Origin of the sequence: Martelella limonii (assembly GCF_013344475.1) — a bacterium.
Lineage (GTDB): Bacteria > Pseudomonadota > Alphaproteobacteria > Rhizobiales > Rhizobiaceae > Martelella > Martelella limonii.
Genome location: NZ_JABUOU010000005.1, coordinates 1 through 17639, shown reverse-complemented (window position 1 = coordinate 17639; position 17639 = coordinate 1). Strand labels below are relative to the sequence as shown.

The following is a 17639-nucleotide window of genomic DNA, read 5'->3' as shown; positions in this document are numbered from 1 at the left end:
CGATGGAAGACTGGGATATCCTTGTCGTGGGCGGCGGCAATGCTGCGCTTTGTGCGGCTATCGCTGCGGCAAGGCAAGGCCGCCGCGTGCTGGTGGTGGAGGCCGCCCCGAAATTTTACCGTGGCGGCAACACGCGCCACACCCGAAACATGCGCTGCGCCCATGACGAGGCGACCAGCACGCTGACGGGCCCCTATACCGAAGACGAATTCTTCGAAGACCTGATGCGGGTGACCGATGGCAACACCGATGAAGCGTTGTCACGGATGATGATCGCAAAGTCGAAGCCCATGCTCGACTGGATCCAGCAGCAGGGCGTCCGGTTCCAGCCATCACTTGGCGGAACCATCAGCCTTGGGCGCACCAATTCGTTCTTTCTGGGCGGCGGCCGGTCGATGCTGAATGCGCTCTATCGCACTGCCGAAGGTCTGGGCGTCGAGATCCGGTACGAGCACGAGGTCATCGCTCTCGACATCCGCGACCGGCGCTTTCATGCGGCAACCGTTCGCACCCCCGATGGCGAAGAAACCATTGGCGCTCAAGCCTTCATTGCAGCCTGTGGCGGGTTTCAGGCCGATATCGACTGGCTCAAGCAGGGCTGGGGCGAAAAGGCAGAGAATTTTCTCATTCGCGGCACGCCCTATAATCGCGGCACGGTCACGCGGATGCTGATCGACAACGGGGTGATGCAGATCGGCGATGCCAGCCAGTGCCATGCCGTTGCCATTGATGCGCGCGCGCCTCGCTATGATGGCGGCATCATCACCCGGCTCGATTGCGTGGTGCTCGGGGTCGTGGTCAACACGGCCGCCGAGCGCTTCTACGACGAGGGCGAGGATATCTGGCCGAAGCGCTACGCGATCTGGGGCCGATTGGTGGCCAACCAGCCAGACCAGAAGGCGTTCATCATCTTCGATGCGCCGAACATCCCAAGGTTCATGCCTTCGCTCTATCCGCCGATTTCAGCGCCGACACTTCGGGAACTGGCCTCGAAGCTTGAGCTCGATCCGGATGTCTTCGAGCGGACCATCACCGATTTCAACAGCGCCGTCGTCGGCGGCAAACCCTTTGATACCAACGCCAAGGATGGCAATACCACCCAAGGGCTGGCGATCAACAAGACCAACTGGGCGCAGCGGATCGAGACCCCGCCCTATTATGCCTATCCGGTGCGCCCGGGCATTACCTTCACCTATCTCGGCGTGAAGGTTGGCCATGACGCGCGCATGCTGATGGCCGATGGCGTGCCTTCCGACAACCTGTTTGCCGCCGGCGAAATCATGGCGGGCAATGTGCTCGGCCAGGGCTATGCCGCAGGTATTGGCATGACCATCGGCTCGGTCTTCGGACGCATTGCGGGCGAGGAGGCCGCATCACATGTCGCATGAAACCCCTGCGCTCACTGAAGCCGACAGGCTGATGACCGTCTGCAATTCCTGCCGCTATTGCGAGGGGCTATGTGCGGTTTTTCCGGCGATGGAAATGAAGCGCGCCTTCAGTGATGGCGACCTCAACCATCTGGCCAATCTGTGCCATGGCTGCGGCGCCTGCTTTCATGATTGCCAGTTCTCTCCGCCGCACGAATTCGATGTCAATGTTCCGAAGGTGCTGGCGCAGGTGCGCACCGAAAGCTATGCCCATTACGCTTGGCCACCCGCAGCCCGACCGCTGTTTGAGCGCCATGGACTGGCGCTGGCGTTGGGGCTTACGCTGAGCTTTGCCTTGTTCCTCCTCGGCTTCGTCGCCGCCAACAATCCGGGCGCACTGTGGACGGCCCATCTGGAAGACAGTCGCTTTTATGCGCTGATGCCGCATAATGCGATGGTCGCGCTGTTCGGCGCGGCCTTCGTGTACATGCTGTTCGCAGTCTTCATGGGCGCGCGGGCCTTCTGGCGCGATGCCGGAGCGCCTGAACTTCATGCCGGTGATCATCTGGAAGCGTCTGTGAACGCGGCAAGGCTCACATATCTCGATGGCGGCGGACAGGGCTGCTTCAACGAGGACGACCAACCAACCGATCGCCGCAGGCTCTGGCATCATTTCACTTTTTACGGCTTCCTGCTGTGTTTTGCCTCTACCTCGCTAGCGACGCTCTATCATTACCTGCTGGGCCGCGAGGCGCCCTATGTCTGGTACGACATCCCTGCCCTGCTCGGCATTGCCGGCGGCATTGGCCTGATGATCGGGCCGATCGGCCTGATCCATGCCAAGCTGACCCGGCTGGAGGCACTGCGCACGCCCGGCTTCAAGAGCATGGAATACGGCTTCATCGTCATCCTCCTAGTGACCGGCGCAACAGGGCTCGCGCTCAGGTTCCTTGGAGAAACGCCACTTCTCGGCGTGCTACTGGCCCTTCATCTCGGTGCGGTGCTGACCTTCTTCCTGACAATGCCCTATGGCAAATTCGTCCACGGGCTCTACCGCTATCTCGCGCTTTCGCGCTTCGCGCGCGACAAGCGGGAAATCGGTCTCGGCTGAAGACAACAAAAAACAGGGGCGGGCAAAGCCCGTCCCTGCTGAATTTCCTTCTCAAGGAAGACTATTCCGGCTGAAAGAACGGCAAGGGCGGGCCGTCTGCCTGCTGTGCGAAGTGCACCTTGACCGGATCATCGATCCGCAAGGCCTCCGGCGCATCTGTCAGCACCCGCGTCATCATGCGGGGGCCCTCCTCCAGCTCCACGATGGCAACCGCGAACGGCAGGTCGTCGCGAAATGGCGCGGTCGAGCGATGGACGACGGTCAATGCATGAATGCGCGCACGACCGGAAACGCAGACCCAGTCAAGTTCGTCCGACATGCAATGCGGACAGATCAGGCGCGGATAGAAGACGTGCTCGTTGCATCCGGCGCATTTCTGGATTTTCAGAACGCCCTTGGCGGCCGCGTCCCAGAAGGGAGCGGTTTCGGCGTCGGGGGTGGGGACTGGCTTGCTGCTCATCGACGCGGCTCCTTTCCAAGGATTAAGGTCGACCCGGCAGAGAGCGCCCCGCCGGTTCCGTGCACAAGCGCCAGATCGGCGCTCACCTGACGCGCATCCGCCTCGCCCCGAAGCTGCCGGACGGCCTCGACGATCAGGAATATGCCGTACATGCCGGGATGGGTATAGCTGAGGCCGCCGCCTTGCGTATTCATCGGGAAATCGCCCTTCGGCGCTATGCGCCCGCCCGACACGAAATCCCCACCTTCGCCCTTGGCGCAAAAGCCGAGATCCTCGAGCGTCATCAAGGCTGTGATGGTGAAGCTGTCATAGATCATGGCCAGATCCATGTCGCTGGGCTTGAGCCCCGCGCTTTTCAACGCGGCCGGCCCCGTGCGGGCAGCGGGCGTTACAGTAAGATCGGGCATATTGGCGATGGATGAATGGGTATGGGTCTCCGCCGACCCCCACAGCCAGACTGGCGGCTTTCGGGCATCGCGCGCCCGGTCGGCCCGCGTGACGACAACCGCGCCGCCGCCATCGGTCACGAGGCAGCAATCGAACTTGCCGAGAGGGCTCGCGATCAGCGGGGCGGACAGAACGTCCTCGACGGTGAGGTCCTCGTGCCGCGGCGCGGCGGGGTTCAGTTGCGCCCATTTGCGCGCTGCCACGGCGATCTCGGCCAGTTGCGCGCGCGTTGTGCCGTAAAGATGCATGTGCCGCGAAGCCGCAAGCGCATAGGCACCCGTCATCATCGGCAGCCCGAAGGGTGTCTCGAACTGCGAGGCGGCAAGCCACGGATCAGTGCCGCCGCCAAATCCGGCGCCGCCGCTGCGCTGGGTCGAGCCGTAGGTAATCAGGCAGGTGTTGCAAAGCCCCGCATCAATCGCGAGTGCTGCATGCTGCACATAGGCCTCGAATGAGCAACCGCCCAACGAGGTGGAGTCGCTGTAGCTCGGCATGATACCGAGATATTCCGCGACCTGAACAGACGGCATGCGCGTGCCCCGTGAGGAGCCGATCGACAAAACGCCGTCAACTTCAGCCAGAGCGATGCCGGCATCGTCCAGAGCCCGTTTGGCTGCCTGTGCATGCAATTGCATTTCGGTGCGATGCGGCAATATGCCGACTTCGCTTTCGGCGACCCCCGCAATCGCCACCGCATCTCTGAAATTGGCTTTCACCTTGGTCAGCCCTCCGTTTTTCCGTTCGATTGAAGGTCGGCGAAGCTCTCTCCGGCCTCTGCCAGTCGCCGCAGCAATGGCGCAGGCTCCAGGCGGCTTTCGCCGGTTTCATCCGCAAAACCCTTGAGCGCGGCAACGATCCGGCCGAGCCCCTCGGCGTCGGCCCAGTACATCAACCCGCCGCGCCAGGCCGGAAAACCGTAGCCATGCACATAGATGACGTCGATATCCGAAGAGCGGCCGGCAATGCCCTCTTCAAGAATACGCGCGCCTTCGTTGACCATCGGATAGAACAGGCGCTCGCGAATTTCGTCCTGGCTGAAGCTGCGCTGACGCACGCCAAGCCTTTCCGCAACGTTTGCAATCACGGCATCGACCGCCGGATCCGGGATCGGCGTGCGTCCGTCTTCATAGCGATAATAGCCCTTGCCGGTCTTTTGACCGAGGCGGCCCATCGCGCAAAGCGCATCGGCGACCGGTAGCTGATAGCCCTGGCTCTTGCGCACCAGCGCGGAAACATCCAGCCCGGCCAGATCGTTCATCTGGAACGGTCCCATCGCCATCCCGAAATCCGTGACCGCGCGATCGACATCCTGCGGACTTGCGCCCTGTTCGAGAAGCAGTTCCGCCTGGTGGTGACGTTGCCGCAGAATGCGGTTTCCGACAAAACCGGGACAATTGCCCACGATCGCAGGCTGTTTTCCAAGACATTTCGAAAGCATCAGTGCGGTCGCAAGCGTGTCGCCGTCTGTCTCAGCGCCGCGGACGATCTCCAGAAGCTTCATCACGTTCGCGGGTGAGAAGAAATGCAGACCGACCACCTGGGACGGCCGCTTCGTTGCCGCCGCCATCTCGTCGATATCGAGCGAGGATGTGTTGGTGGCGAGCACCGTATGATGAGGCAAAAGCTGATCCAGTTCGGCAAAGAGCTTGCGCTTGAGCGCCATGTCCTCGAAGACCGCCTCGATCGCGATATCCGCGCCGGATGCGGCGGAAAGCGCCGTCGCCGGGGTGATCAGCGCCATCCGTTGTTCCAGCTCTGCCGCATCGATCCGGCCGCGGGACACCGAGATCTCGTAGTTCTTGCGGATGCGCGCCAACCCCGCTTCAAGCCCGTCAGCACTGGCATCAATCAATGTCACCGGCAGACCGGCATCGGCAAAGCACATGGCGATGCCTCCGCCCATCGTTCCCGCCCCGATGACAGCGGCACGGCGAAGCGGACGGGCGGTGCCCGCCAGACCATCGGCCAGACGTCCGGCCGCACGTTCAGCAAAGAAGAGATGCCGCATTGCCGCCGATTGCGGGCCGGTGCGCAGTTCCTGGAACATCGCCTGCTCGGCGCGCTGCGCTTCAGTATCTTCCATATCGAAGGCATTGCCGATTGCCTTCACGAGGACGCGCGGGGCCTGGGCACCGCGCGCGCGGCGAAGCCGCTTCTTCGCGGCGGCATCGAAATCCGCCCATGCGCCCAGACCAGCTCCCGATCTCGCCTGCTCTCGATCAGCCAGTTCGCGGGCCAGATCGACAGCCTTGGCGCGGACGTCTTCGGCGACGGCATCGATGACGCCGAGTTCCAGCGCCTCAGCGGCGCTCAGTCGCTGCGATGACGCTATAAGGTCCAGCGCGGGGACAGCGCCGATCAGACGCGGCAGACGGTAGGTGCCGCCCGCGCCTGGTATCAGACCAAGCTTGAGTTCCGGCAGGCCCATCTCCGCGTCCGGAGAAGCCACGCGTGCGTGACAGGCAAGCGTCATTTCGAAACCGCCGCCGAGCGTCGGGCCATGGATTGCGGCAACCACGGGCTTTTTCATAGCGGCGATCTGCATGAAAATGTCGGGCGACAAGGGACCCTTCGGCGGGGCGCCGAATTGTCGAATATCGGCACCAGCGCAAAGCGTGCGTCCCTCGCCGGCCAGCACCACGGCGCGGATGGTGTCGTCGCTATCCGCACGGTCCAGGCAATCCTTGAGGGCAACACGCATATGCTCGCTCAGCGCATTGACCGGAGGATTGTCGATCACGAGAACGGCGACTTCGCCGTCTCGCGTTAAAGTAACGGTGGTACTATTCATCAAGTAACTCCTGGGTCGCAGCCGTTTCACCTGCAGCTGCTTCGCGACGCGCCTTGCGCCGCGTGTGCATCGTTTGCCAGATCGACAGAAGGAGCAGCAGGCCCGCGACGCCGAGCAGGCCGGCGCTGATTGGCCGGTCGATGAAGATCATCATGTCCCCGCGCGACACCAGCAACGCGCGCTTGAAATGCTCTTCGATGAGCGGCCCGAGGATGAAGCCGAGCAGTACCGGCGCGGTCGGATAGCGCAACAGGTTCATCAACATGCCGAGCAGGCCGAACGCCAGGGCAACGCCGACATCGAAACCGTTGGAGCGCACCGAATAGACGCCGATGCAGATCAGGAACAGCATGGTCGGATAGAGCACCCGGTATGGCACCGTCAGCAGCCGCACCCAAAGCCCGATCAGCGGCACGTTCAGGATCAGCAGAACGACATTGCCGATCCAGAAACTGGCCACCAGCCCCCAGAACAGGGTCGGCTGCTGCTGGATGAATTCCGGTCCCGGGATGATGCCATGGATCATCAGCGCACCAAGCAGGATCGCCATCACCGCATCGCCGGGCACACCGAGGCTCAATGTCGGAATGAACGCCGCCTGGACCGATGCGTTATTTGCCGATTCCGGTGCTACGATCCCTTCGACAGCGCCTTTGCCAAAGCGGGAAGGGTCTTTGGCCACCCGGCGCTCGACAGCGTAGGAAACGAAGGTCGCCATCGAGGGGCCGGAACCAGGCAGCGCGCCGACAATCGAGCCGATCACCGCACCGCGCGCGGCGGGCCATGAAAACCGGCTCCAGTCATCGCGCGTCGGCAGCATGGAGCGGAAGGTGATGTCACGCGCCAGCACGCGCGGCGTCTCGCGCCGCACCAGCATCGTCAGGATCTCCGATATCCCGAACAGGCCCATGGCAATTGCAACAAGCTGAAACCCTTCCGCCATCTCGTAATGACCATAGGTAAAGCGCATCAGGCCGGAATTGATATCCGTGCCGGGGATGGCGAGGGCGAGGCCAAGAACGACCATGGCCATACCCTTGAGAGGCGAGCCGACGCTCAGCGTCGAGGCGGCAATCAGCCCAAGGAACATTGCCGAAAAATACTCCGCCGAATTGAAGCTCAGGGCAAGGCTTGCCAGCGCCGGCGTGAAGAACATCAGCATGCAGATTGCGAAGATGCCGCCGGCGAAGCTTGCGATCGAGGTCATGAACAGGGCAACGCCCGCCCGGCCGTTCTTTGCCATCGGATAGCCATCGAGGCAGGTGACCGCGGCCGTTGCTGTGCCGGGAATGTTCAAGAGGATCGCTGCGGTGGAACTGCCATATTGCGCGCCGTAGAAGATACCCGCCAGCATGATCAGCCCGACCATCGGGTCGAGATAATATGTCAAAGGCAGTAGCATCGAGATTGCCGCAAGGGCACCGATGCCCGGCAGAACGCCGACAAAGGTGCCAACCGAAACGCCGATGAAGCAGAACATCAGGGCTTGTAGGCTCAGCGCCGCCGAGAAACCGTTTGCAAGATTGGAAAGCATGTCCACGCGTCACCACCAGAACGGGTCGAGCGACAGCCCGAGACCCGACACGAACACCAGATAGCCAAGTACGCCGATCACCACGCCGGTAATCGCGGCGCGCAGGGGACGAAACGGCGCATCCGCGATGGCGGCGAGCATGATCGTTCCCACCGTCGACGGGATCAGACCCGCAGAGCGCACGGTGACGGCGAAGAACAGGATCGAAGCGCTGACAGCGAGGATCGGGCGCAACCGCAGCGGAAGCGCTTCGCGCTCCGCAAACATGTTCTCAAACAGCAGTCCCACCGAAAACAGCATCAGGATGACCCCGATAGCGACGGGCATGAATCCCGCGCCCATTCGGCGCAGCGACCCCATCGGATAATCGCTGCCCTCAAAGGCGAGGAATGCACCGACGGCCATTACCGCCAGGGCCGCACAGGTTTCGGCCCGATTTATTTCTCTGGATTCCATATCGCCCTCCCCTGCGATTTCAACGTTACCAGGCGTCTATCATCGGTCGCTTTGAACTCTTCGGAAGATGCGCCTGCGGGATTGCGGAAAGTCCCGCAACGAGCATGGCCCGGGTCTCGGCCGGATCGATCACGGAATCGATGCTCAGGTACGGCGCGATATTGACCGCCTTGCCCGCCTCATACATGCCGTCGACGATCTCGCGGTAGCGCACCTCACGCGCGTCCAGATCCTCGATCGCCTCTAGCTCCTTTCGAAAGCCCAGACGCGCCGCGCCTTCAAGTCCCATGGCACCGAATTCGCCCGAAGGCCAACTCAGCGTCATCTGGCTACTTTCATGGAAGCTTCCACCAGCCATCGCCATCGCGCCCAGCCCGTAGGCCTTGCGCAGGATCACTGAGAGATAGGGCGTGGTGAGGCTCGCACCGACAAGAAACATCCGGCTGAAATGGCGGACGTTCGCGCGCGTTTCTGCATCCGGCCCGACCATGAAGCCGGGCGTGTCGATCAGGCTTATGATCGGCAGATCGTAGGCATCGCACAATTGCATGAAGCGGGCGGCCTTGTCGGCCTCATCGCGATCAAGCGCGCCGCCGTTGACCGCCGCAACATTGGCCATCACGCCGCAGGCGCGACCCTCAAGGCGGATCAACGCCGTCACCAGCGCCGGTCCAAAGCCGGCCCGCAGTTCCAGCACGCTGTCCTCGTCGGCAAGCGTTTCGATCAGGGGCCGAACGTCATAGGCGCGCTTGCGGTCTTCCGGCACACACCCACGCAATGCTCTCTGATCGGGCGCTTTCCACGCGCTGGTCGTGCCCTGGAAATAGGACAGGTATTTGCGCGCGGCCCTGGTCGCCTCGGTCTCATTAGCGACGAGAACGTCGATGACGCCGTTGCGGCCCTGCACTGAAGTCGGCCCGACATCCTCGGGGCGAAACACGCCGAGACCGGCCCCCTCAATCATCGCGGGCCCGCCCATTCCGATATTGGCATCCTCGGTTGCGATCACGACATCGCAAACGCCGAGAACGGCCGCGTTTCCGGCGAAACAACGCCCTGAGACAATGCCCACCATCGGGGCGACGCCCGACATGCGCGCAAGCTGCCAGAAGGTCGGATTGGCAAGGTTCACGCCGGGTCGGTTGTCGGTATCGCCGGGCCGGCCGCCGCCGCCTTCAGCATAGATAACGACAGGCAGGCTTGCGCGCTCCGCGACCCTGAGAAGCCTGTCGGTCTTGCGGTGGCCGATATTGCCCTGCGTGCCGGCAAAGACGGTGTAGTCATAAGACATCACCGCTGCGCGGGCCTTGTCCGGGCCGAACTCCGCGCCGTTTATGCTGCCAAGTCCGGCGACCAGACCATCGGCCGGGCTGATCTTGCGCAGATGCTCCTCCGGGTGACGGCTGCGCTGGGCAGCAACGCCAAGCGCGCCGTATTCGACGAAACTGTCTGGGTCGCAGAGGTCAGCGATATTTTCACGCGCCGTTCGTTTGCCTTTAGCGTGTCGGCGCGCCACCGCATCGGGTCTGGCCGCATCGAGACCTTCATTGCGTCTTTCAAGCGCTTCGGCAAGATCGGGGCGAATACGATCAGGGTCGAACACGTCTTCTTCGGTGTCCGCCCGGGCCGCGATTTCTGCGGGCTCGAGAACGACAAGCGCGTCTCCCTCGCCCACGACAGAGCCTTCCTCGGCAATGGCGCGCACATGGCCGGCGGTTTCCGCCTTGACCACATGCTCCATCTTCATGGCCTCCAGTATCGCGACCGCCGCGCCCTCGGCCACGGCATCGCCCTTGCAAACGAGGAGCTTGATCAACACGCCACTCATGGGCGCGGCAACGGCCATCATGCCCTCGGCAATATCCGCGCCTCCGCCGGCAGCGGCCTCCTGCGACCCTCCGTCAGCGGCATAACGCTGCGCCGGCGCCTCTGCCTCAACAAGAGCGCTGATATGCTGATCGACAAAGCGCGTCGTGATCTCGCCCCGCTTGACTTCGTCGCGGCCAAGCAGCTTTCGAAGGAACCCGATATTTGTCGCCGGGCCGTCAATTCTAAACTCCGAGAGCGCGCGATCAAGCCCTTCACACAGTTTCGGCCACCCGCCATCGCCGCGCAAAATGACCTTCGCCAGCAGCGAATCATAATAAGGGGACAGAGTGAGCCCCGCATAGCCGGCGCCATCCACGCGCAAACGCGGCCCGGTCGGCACCTCGTAGGCAGTGATCCGGCCTGACGCCATACGCGCGCTGCCGTCGGCCTCCATGATCTCGGCATTGACGCGCGCCTGCACAGCAAAGCCGGCGGGCGACGGTATCTTCTCCTGAGAAAGCCCCAGTTCGGCAAGCGTTTCTCCCGCGCAGAGCCTGATCTGTGTCGCGACGAGATCAATGCCAGTGACCTCCTCGGTGACAGTATGCTCGACCTGAACGCGTGGGTTGACCTCGATAAAGGCATAATCGCCGCGATCGATGTCGACCAAAAACTCCATCGTCGCCAGACCGCGATAGCCGACATCGGCGGCAAGGGCGATCGCATCGGCAAGCATGGCATCGCGCAACGCGTCGTCGATCCACGGGCTTGGCGCGATTTCGATCAATTTCTGATTGCGCCGTTGAAGCGTGCACTCCCGGTTCCAGAGGTGAATGACGCCGCCCTGTCCGTCGCCCAGCACCTGCACTTCCACATGCCGGGCACGCTCGATCATCCGCTCGATATAAAGCGCGTCATCGCCGAAGGCGGCGCGCGCCTCGTTGCGGCAGCTTTCGATCGCAGCCGGCAGTTCGTCCACGCCGCGCACGATGCGGATGCCGCGCCCGCCGCCGCCCGCTACAGCCTTCACCATGACTGCCGCGCCCGCAGGCTGCGCCTCGAAAAACGCCTGTGCCGCCGCATCTGAAGTCAGTTCCTCAAGTCCCTCGACAACGGGAACGCCGAGCTTCTTTGCGAGCGAGCGAGCGCGCGCCTTGTCGCCAAGCGTGGTCAATGCGTCGGCGTCAGGCCCTATAAAGAGGATCCCTTGTTCCGCGCATCGCGCCGCAAAGGCAGCGTTTTCCGACAGGAACCCATAGCCAGGATGTATCATTGAACAGCCAGCCGATTTGGCTGCCGTCAGCACCGCCTCGATGTCAAGATAGGCCGCCGGACCACGACCGGGAATTTCCAGCGCCTCGCTCGCGCTCACGACATGACGGCCAGACACATCGTCATCGGGATAGATCGCGACTGATGTCAGGCCCAGTTCTGCGCAAGCGCGGGCAATGCGTATCGATATCTCACCGCGATTGGCGATGAGAAGCTTATGCTCTGCAAATGCGCTGATCACTGCGCGCCCCACCGCTCTTCGGGCCAGGGGAACGTATTTTTGGTCATGTCAGCCCTCCTCGACTGTTCTTCTTGATAGAACATATGTTCTGATTATTAATCAAGGACTTTTTTTACAATCCCACGCTTGCGGCGGACCAGGCGAGGGCGCCGGCCACCAAGAAAGGCTTGCCAAGATAACAATCTTCCGTAAAAATAGAACTTATGGACTGCTGAACAGACCGAACGGCAGCCGAATCTTTGGGAGGACAGAGAATGATCAATGCTAAATCGCTGGCGGTGGGCGTAGCTATGGGTCTGGCCATGGGACCACTCGCAAGCGCAGCGGACTATCCGAGCGAACCGATCAAGATCATCGTCGGCTTCAGCGCAGGAAGCTCGATCGACACCGTGGCGCGGATCATATCGGAGAATTTGACCAAATCGCTGGGCCAACCCGTGATCGTTGAAAATCGCACCGGCGCGAACGGCATGCTGGCAGCAACCGCAGTCGCGCAGGCTGATCCGAACGGCTACACCGTCCTTTTCTCGAACTCGAGTTCGATCACGGTCAATCCGACCCTGTTCAAGGATATCCAGTATCAGCCGCTTGAGGACTTCGCCCCGATCACCAAGGTCGTCGCCACGCCGTTCATTCTGGTAACCAACCCCGACAACGAGCGAACCGAAAACGTGACGGATGTCGCCTCGCTTATCGAGGTTGCGCGCGCGAACCCGGGCGATCTGTCGTATGGTTCCGCCGGGATCGGCAACCTCATCCATATCGCAACGGAGCTTCTGTCCCAGAAGACCGACGTGGAAATGACCCATATTCCCTACAAGGGAGCGGCGCCCATGGAAGTGGGCCTGCTGAGCGGCGAGATCGACCTTGCCTTCGATACCCCGTCCGGCATGCCTCAGATCGAGGCCGGCAAATTGACGGCCCTTGCGGTTTCCGGCGCCGAGCGCTGGCCAGCCCTGCCCGATACGCCGACGATGATGGAAGCGGGCATTGAAGCGTTCGACGTTACCTTCTGGACCGGTGTGTTCATGCCCGCGGGCACCGATCCAGAGATCGTGGATACATTCTACGAGGCCATCGTTGCCGCAACTGAAGATCCGGCAACCCGCGCCAAGCTCGAGCTTCAGGGGCGGCCGGTCGTGCCGACGCCGGAACAGTTCCGTGCTGAAATCGAACAGGAAACCGCCACGGCGGCCGAGACGATCGATGCTGCCGGCATCGTGATCTCCCAGTAACACGACGTCCTGCCCGGCATGCTTCTCCTCTCATGCCGGGCAGCACCTGATCGCGCATTTCACAGGACATCCCATGACGAGCATGCACGCACCGCGTCCGGCAGATGAGCTGGCGAGGCTATTCAACCCGCGCTCCATCGCAATTGTAGGCGCTTCCGCCAATCCGAACTCCTTCGGCGGCCGGTTCATGACAAATCTTGCTGGTTTCGAGGGGAAGATATACTTCGTGAACCCGCGCTATGAGGAGATTGAGGGGAAACCCTGCGCACCATCGCTTTCGGCCCTGCCAGAAGTGCCCGATTGCGTGTTGGTGGCCAGCGGCCTAAAAACCGTAGAGGCCATCTTCGAGGAGGCGGTTGCGCTCGGCGCCGGCGGGGTTGTCCTGATTGCGTCCGGCTTCGCCGAAACCGGCGACAGTGAAACAGCTGCAGTTCAAGACAGGCTTGCCGCGCGGGCGAAAGAGAGCGGCGTGCCGCTGGTCGGCCCGAACACGATCGGCTTTGTGAATTTTGCAACGCGCGCCGGCGCCACATTCCTCACCGGTCTCGACCTTGAACGCGGTTACGATTGCTTGGCCGAGCGCCGCACGATCGGCCTGGTCAGCCAGTCCGGCGCGCTTGGCCTTTCGCTGGCGCAATCGATGAACCGCGAAGTCTATTTCAGCCATGTCCTGTCCTGCGGAAATTCCGCCGATATCGATCTGGCGGATTGCGCCAACTACCTCGTTGACGACCCGCATTGCCGGGTGATCGTCTGTCTGCTGGAAGGGCTGCGTGATCCGCGCCGCCTGGAGCAGGTCGCGCGTCGCGCAACCCTTGCCGGCAAACCGATCATTCTGTGCAAGATGGCCCGCGGCGACCATGGCGCGCAGGCGGCCGCCTCCCACACAGGCAGCCTCGCCGGTTCGCATGCCGCCTACAAAACCATGATCGAACGCGCGGGCGGCATCGTGATCGAGCGGTTCGAGGAGTTGATCGAAACCGCCACCTTTCTCTCAAAGGCCGGGAAGCCTAGCGGCAACGGCGCCATGGTGATCGCCACCTCCGGCGGCGCGGCTATTCTCGCGGCCGACGCCGCCGAAGCCCAGCACGTTCCCCTACCCCAGCCTGACGGCTCCGTGCTGGAAACGCTCGGGGCGCATATCCCCGCCTTCGGCAGCGTCCGGAATCCTGCCGATGTGACCGCGGAAGTCGTGAACAATATCGAGTCGCTTACCGCCTGCGTGGAGGCCGTGCTCGCCAGAGATGACTTCGCTGCGCTGGTTATTCCGCATCCGCTCGCCTATGACACCGCCTATCCGCGCATTGCCCTGCTTGACCGGCTGGCCGGCGAGGCCGGGAAGGTCATCTCCATGGTCTGGCTTTCCGGATGGCTCGAAGGCCCCGGCTCTAGCGAGATCGAAACGGCCCGCAATCTGGCGATGTTCCGTTCGATGGACGGCTGCTTCAGCGCGATCTCCACATGGATCGACTGGGATCGCCGCCGCGCTGCTATCGAACAGGATCCCCCCATCCCCCTTACAGACGCGCGTGTCCGCAGCCGGGCGGCGGATGTCCTGTCGAAGTCAGACGGCGCCGTAGTTGCCGAACGGGAGGCCAAGGCGCTGCTCGCAACCTATGGCGTGCCGGTGACCGAAGATCGACGCGCGGCGACCAGCGAGGCAGTGCGTCATTGCGCGAGCGAGATGGGCGGCCGGCTGGTGATGAAGATCGACAGCCCCGACATCGCCCACAAGACCGAAGTCGGCGGCATCGCCCTTGGCCTTGAAACACCCGACGCTGCCGTTTCCGCCTATGAGCGGATGATCGACGCGGTCGCCAAAGCCGCTCCTGATGCCCGAATCAATGGGGTCATCATCCAGCGCATGGTGCCCGAAGGCCTCGAGATCGTCATTGGCGCGCGCATTGACCCCGCCTTCGGACCGCTCGTCCTGGTTGGTCTCGGCGGCGTGCTTGTCGAGCTGATGGCCGATAGTGTTACCGCGCCGGCCCCTGTCAGTCAGTCCCAAGCGCTCGATATGCTTTCAAAACTACGCGCCGCGCCATTGCTCGACGGCTTTCGCAACATGCCGCGGGTGGATCGCGATGCATTGGCGCGGATCATCGTCCGCGTCTCTGAATTTGCCACCGACCACGCTGACAAGATCGCGGAACTGGATATTAATCCCGTTATCTGCAATGGCAGCGACATCGTCGCGGCGGATGCTCTGATTGTGCTGCAGCGGACTTGAGCAACCTTTTCGCTTGGGACTGACAGCGCCGCCGGAATTGCGCAACGCGATCGGGACGCTTTATCCGATCGCCGAAATACAACCATCTTCGCTTGGAGCTTACTCCAATCCTTCAACGTTTCGCACGCATCCGCCGAGCTTATGTGCCAGCTTGCGTTCCGGCAGGCGTCAGAGCTTTCGGCAGATGTGAGCTGCTGCTGGTTTCGTGGACATGAAGATAAGATCGTGACCAAGAAACTGGAGCATGGAAATGACGAGACGTAAGTTCAGCCGGGAATTCAAAACGGAAGCGGTGCGGCTGGTGACGGTAAGGGGCGTTGCGGTTGGGCAGGCTGCTCGCGACCTGGATGTTGCGGAGAGCGTTTTGCGGCGTTGGATGCGAGAATTCTCCTCCGGCCCTGCTTCAGCCTTTCCCGGCAATGGCCAGATGCGGACGGAACGCGCCGAGATCACCGACGAGATATTGAATCGCATGCCGGACGAAGACCGCTATCCGCGCGCGGCGGCAGAGGCGGTGCGGTCGTTCCTGCTGCTTCGGCTCGGTCTGCATCTGGGGCTTCGGCAGAAGAACCTTCGCCAGCTTCGCGTCTGCCCGCGCGGCCAGTTCCCGACATCCGAACGGCGGCTGGAAGACATGAAATGCGGCGAGCTACGCTGGAGCGAGCGTGATCGCGGATGGGAAGTGCTCATCCCCTCCGTAGCCTTCAAGAACTCCGGTTCGTCCTTCTTCGGGCAAAAGCCATTCCGCCTGATCCTGCCGGACCTGCTCGATCTCTGCAAATACCTCGAGGCCTATATCGATCGTCACCGCGGCGTATTGTTCGGACCGGCAGACGATCCCGGTACCCTGTTCGTCAAAACGGTGAAGGAGACCAGCAAGCAGGCAGCATACGGCTCCACAACGTTCTATGAAGCCTGGCGCACGGTGATACAACGCTATGGGATCTACAATCCCTATACCGGTCGTGGCGCCATCAAGGGTCTGCTGCCGCACGGCCCTCACAATCTTCGCGACATTCTGGCAACCCATATCCTCAAGCAGACCGGGTCTTACGAACAGGCAAGCTACGCGATCCAGGACACGCCGGATGTCGTTCAAGAGCACTATGGCCGCTTCCTGCCGCAGGACAAGGCGGCACTTGCCGCCCGGATTCTGAATCAGGTATGGGAGGCGGCATAACGCCCTTTTCAACCTTGAGGAATATAGCACTTAGTGCTATATAGATAAATGTCAGAACGCGTGTTCAAAACAGCGTGGTTCGCAAAAGCGGCAAAGAAGGCGCGGATATCCGACAAGGCTCTGTCGAAGGCAATCCATCAGGTTGCCCTTGGTCAAGCCGATGATCTCGGCGGCGGCGTCTTCAAGAAGCGGCTCAACGAAAACATGCATCGGTCCATCGTTCTGGCAAAGGCCGGTGAGTTCTCACGTATTCGCCTATCTCTTCGCCAAGAAGGACCGGGCGAACATTGACGACGACGAGCTTGCGGCCTTCCGGAAGCTCGCGGAGCTTTACCGTCGCAAGACGACTGCCGACCTCGAGGCGGAACTTGGGATCGGCGCCCTGCTGGAGATAGATCATGGCGACTAAGCGCAGGTTCAAGAGCGACGCCTTCGAGGCGATCCATAGTGCGGTTGAAGGTATGCATGCAGCCGGGACCATCGACAAGGAAACAATGCGGACATTCGATGAAGACTGCCTTGTAATCCCGCAGGAACTGACGCCTGACGCGATCAAGGCTCTGCGCGAACACAATCACGTCAGCCAACCGGTCTTCGCGCGTTATCTCAACACGAGCCCGTCGACGGTGCAGAAATGGGAAACCGGCGCCAAACGGCCAAGCGGGCCGGCGCTCAAGCTCCTGTCGCTGGTACAGAAGCATGGGCTGCAGATGCTCGGCTGACGGGTTTCCCGTGACAAAGCAATTTTGCCATCATAGCCTGGCGCTATGAACGCTGAGCATTGGTCCGATCCGGAAAACGACGCGATCGTCGCCGTCTACTTCGACATGCTGAAGGATGAGCTGGCGGGTCGCGCCTATAACAAGGCGATGAACAACCGAAGCCTGCAGCAGTCCCTTGGCCGGTCCAAAGGCTCGATCGAGTTCAAGAACTGCAACATCTCGGCAGCGCTGATCGGGTTCGGTCTGCCCTACGTCAACGGTTACCGACCCAGGTTCAATTTTCAGATGGCACTGGCGGAGGCCGTTTCGCGATGGCTTGCCAGGAACCCGTCGTTCGAAACGGCGAGCGCGGCGAAAATGCATCCAGGTTTCGCTGAAGCCCCGCCCCTGTTTTTCGGCGTGCCGCCGACGATGCAGAATGCGCCGCCTCCGGCCGAACTGTCACAGATCGAAGCGATCGCGCGCAGATTTGACGTGGCGGGAAGGGATGAGCGAAACCGGTCGCTTGGCAAAGCCGGCGAAGAGCGCGTTTTCCATCACGAACGCGCCCATCTTGCGGCCTCGGGGCGGAGAGATCTGGCGGCGAAGGTCCGCTGGGTGTCCCAGGAAGACGGTGATGGCGCAGGCTATGATATTGCCAGTTTCGCACCCGATGGATTGCCACGACTGATCGAGGTGAAAACGACGAATGGATGGGAGCGCACGCCTTTCTATATCTCGAGAAACGAGCTGGAGGTCGCAGACGCCCGTCGCCATGAATGGAGCCTCGTGCGTCTGTTCGACT

The 17639-nt window shown here is 61.9% G+C and carries 12 protein-coding genes and 2 pseudogenes; 8 read left to right on the top strand and 6 right to left on the bottom strand.

Features of this window, described 5'->3' with window-relative positions; translation table 11 throughout:
• Nucleotides 1–2 precede the first annotated feature (2 nt).
• On the top strand, nucleotides 3–1388 hold the full coding sequence (tcuA, locus tag HPQ62_RS12080) for an FAD-dependent tricarballylate dehydrogenase TcuA (RefSeq protein WP_174802818.1): 1386 nt from the start codon (nucleotides 3–5) through the stop codon (nucleotides 1386–1388).
• Nucleotides 1378–2478, top strand: a complete 1101-nt coding sequence (gene tcuB / locus HPQ62_RS12075; protein WP_174802817.1) for a tricarballylate utilization 4Fe-4S protein TcuB — start codon at nucleotides 1378–1380, stop codon at nucleotides 2476–2478. Before tcuA ends, tcuB begins: the two co-directional genes overlap by 11 nt.
• A gap of 61 nt (nucleotides 2479–2539) precedes the next feature.
• On the opposite strand, the gene HPQ62_RS12070 is transcribed toward tcuB, so the two are convergent.
• Genes HPQ62_RS12070 through HPQ62_RS12045 form a run of 6 tightly spaced genes read right to left on the bottom strand, consistent with a single transcriptional unit; the run spans nucleotide 2540 to nucleotide 11488 of the window.
• Nucleotides 2540–2938: a Zn-ribbon domain-containing OB-fold protein gene (locus HPQ62_RS12070; RefSeq protein ID WP_174802816.1), complete on the bottom strand. Its 399-nt coding sequence runs from the start codon at nucleotides 2936–2938 to the stop codon at nucleotides 2540–2542.
• A complete protein-coding gene (locus HPQ62_RS12065; RefSeq protein WP_174802815.1) occupies nucleotides 2935–4101 on the bottom strand; it encodes an acetyl-CoA acetyltransferase in 1167 nt (388 codons plus the stop codon). Before HPQ62_RS12065 ends, HPQ62_RS12070 begins: the two co-directional genes overlap by 4 nt.
• A 5-nt stretch (nucleotides 4102–4106) precedes the next feature.
• Nucleotides 4107–6176 (bottom strand): 3-hydroxyacyl-CoA dehydrogenase NAD-binding domain-containing protein, encoded by a 2070-nt coding sequence (locus HPQ62_RS12060; RefSeq protein WP_174802814.1) that lies wholly within the window; start codon nucleotides 6174–6176, stop codon nucleotides 4107–4109.
• On the bottom strand, nucleotides 6169–7710 hold the full coding sequence (locus tag HPQ62_RS12055; RefSeq protein ID WP_194246340.1) for a tripartite tricarboxylate transporter permease: 1542 nt from the start codon (nucleotides 7708–7710) through the stop codon (nucleotides 6169–6171). Before HPQ62_RS12055 ends, HPQ62_RS12060 begins: the two co-directional genes overlap by 8 nt.
• Nucleotides 7711–7719: 9 nt before the next feature.
• A complete protein-coding gene (locus tag HPQ62_RS12050; RefSeq protein ID WP_174802812.1) occupies nucleotides 7720–8166 on the bottom strand; it encodes a tripartite tricarboxylate transporter TctB family protein in 447 nt (148 codons plus the stop codon).
• A 25-nt stretch (nucleotides 8167–8191) separates the two neighbouring features.
• Entirely contained in the window at nucleotides 8192–11488 is a 3297-nt protein-coding gene (locus HPQ62_RS12045) for an acetyl-CoA carboxylase family protein (RefSeq protein ID WP_342343706.1), read from the bottom strand.
• Between the two features lie 254 nt (nucleotides 11489–11742).
• On the opposite strand from HPQ62_RS12045, the gene HPQ62_RS12040 reads away from it, so the two are divergent.
• From HPQ62_RS12040 to HPQ62_RS12015, 6 genes and pseudogenes are all read left to right on the top strand, one after another.
• Complete coding sequence (locus tag HPQ62_RS12040; RefSeq protein ID WP_174802811.1) at nucleotides 11743–12723, top strand: Bug family tripartite tricarboxylate transporter substrate binding protein; 981 nt, start codon at nucleotides 11743–11745, stop codon at nucleotides 12721–12723.
• Nucleotides 12724–12796: 73 nt separating this feature from the next.
• Nucleotides 12797–14953 carry an acetate--CoA ligase family protein gene (locus HPQ62_RS12035; RefSeq protein WP_174802810.1) on the top strand — a complete coding sequence of 719 codons (2157 nt, stop codon included), beginning with the start codon at nucleotides 12797–12799 and terminating at the stop codon, nucleotides 14951–14953.
• A 250-nt stretch (nucleotides 14954–15203) separates the two neighbouring features.
• A pseudogene (locus tag HPQ62_RS21090) lies at nucleotides 15204–15404 on the top strand (transposase); the annotation flags it as partial.
• Between the two features lie 777 nt (nucleotides 15405–16181).
• Nucleotides 16182–16542: pseudogene (locus HPQ62_RS21235) on the top strand (type II toxin-antitoxin system RelE/ParE family toxin).
• The gene (locus tag HPQ62_RS12020; protein ID WP_174802808.1) at nucleotides 16532–16855 is read left to right on the top strand and encodes a helix-turn-helix domain-containing protein; all 324 of its coding nucleotides are present in this window, start codon (nucleotides 16532–16534) and stop codon (nucleotides 16853–16855) included. Before HPQ62_RS21235 ends, HPQ62_RS12020 begins: the two are co-directional and overlap by 11 nt.
• Before the next feature lie 45 nt (nucleotides 16856–16900).
• A partial coding sequence (locus tag HPQ62_RS12015) for a protein NO VEIN domain-containing protein (protein WP_174802807.1) occupies nucleotides 16901–17639 on the top strand: 739 nt, incomplete at its 3' end.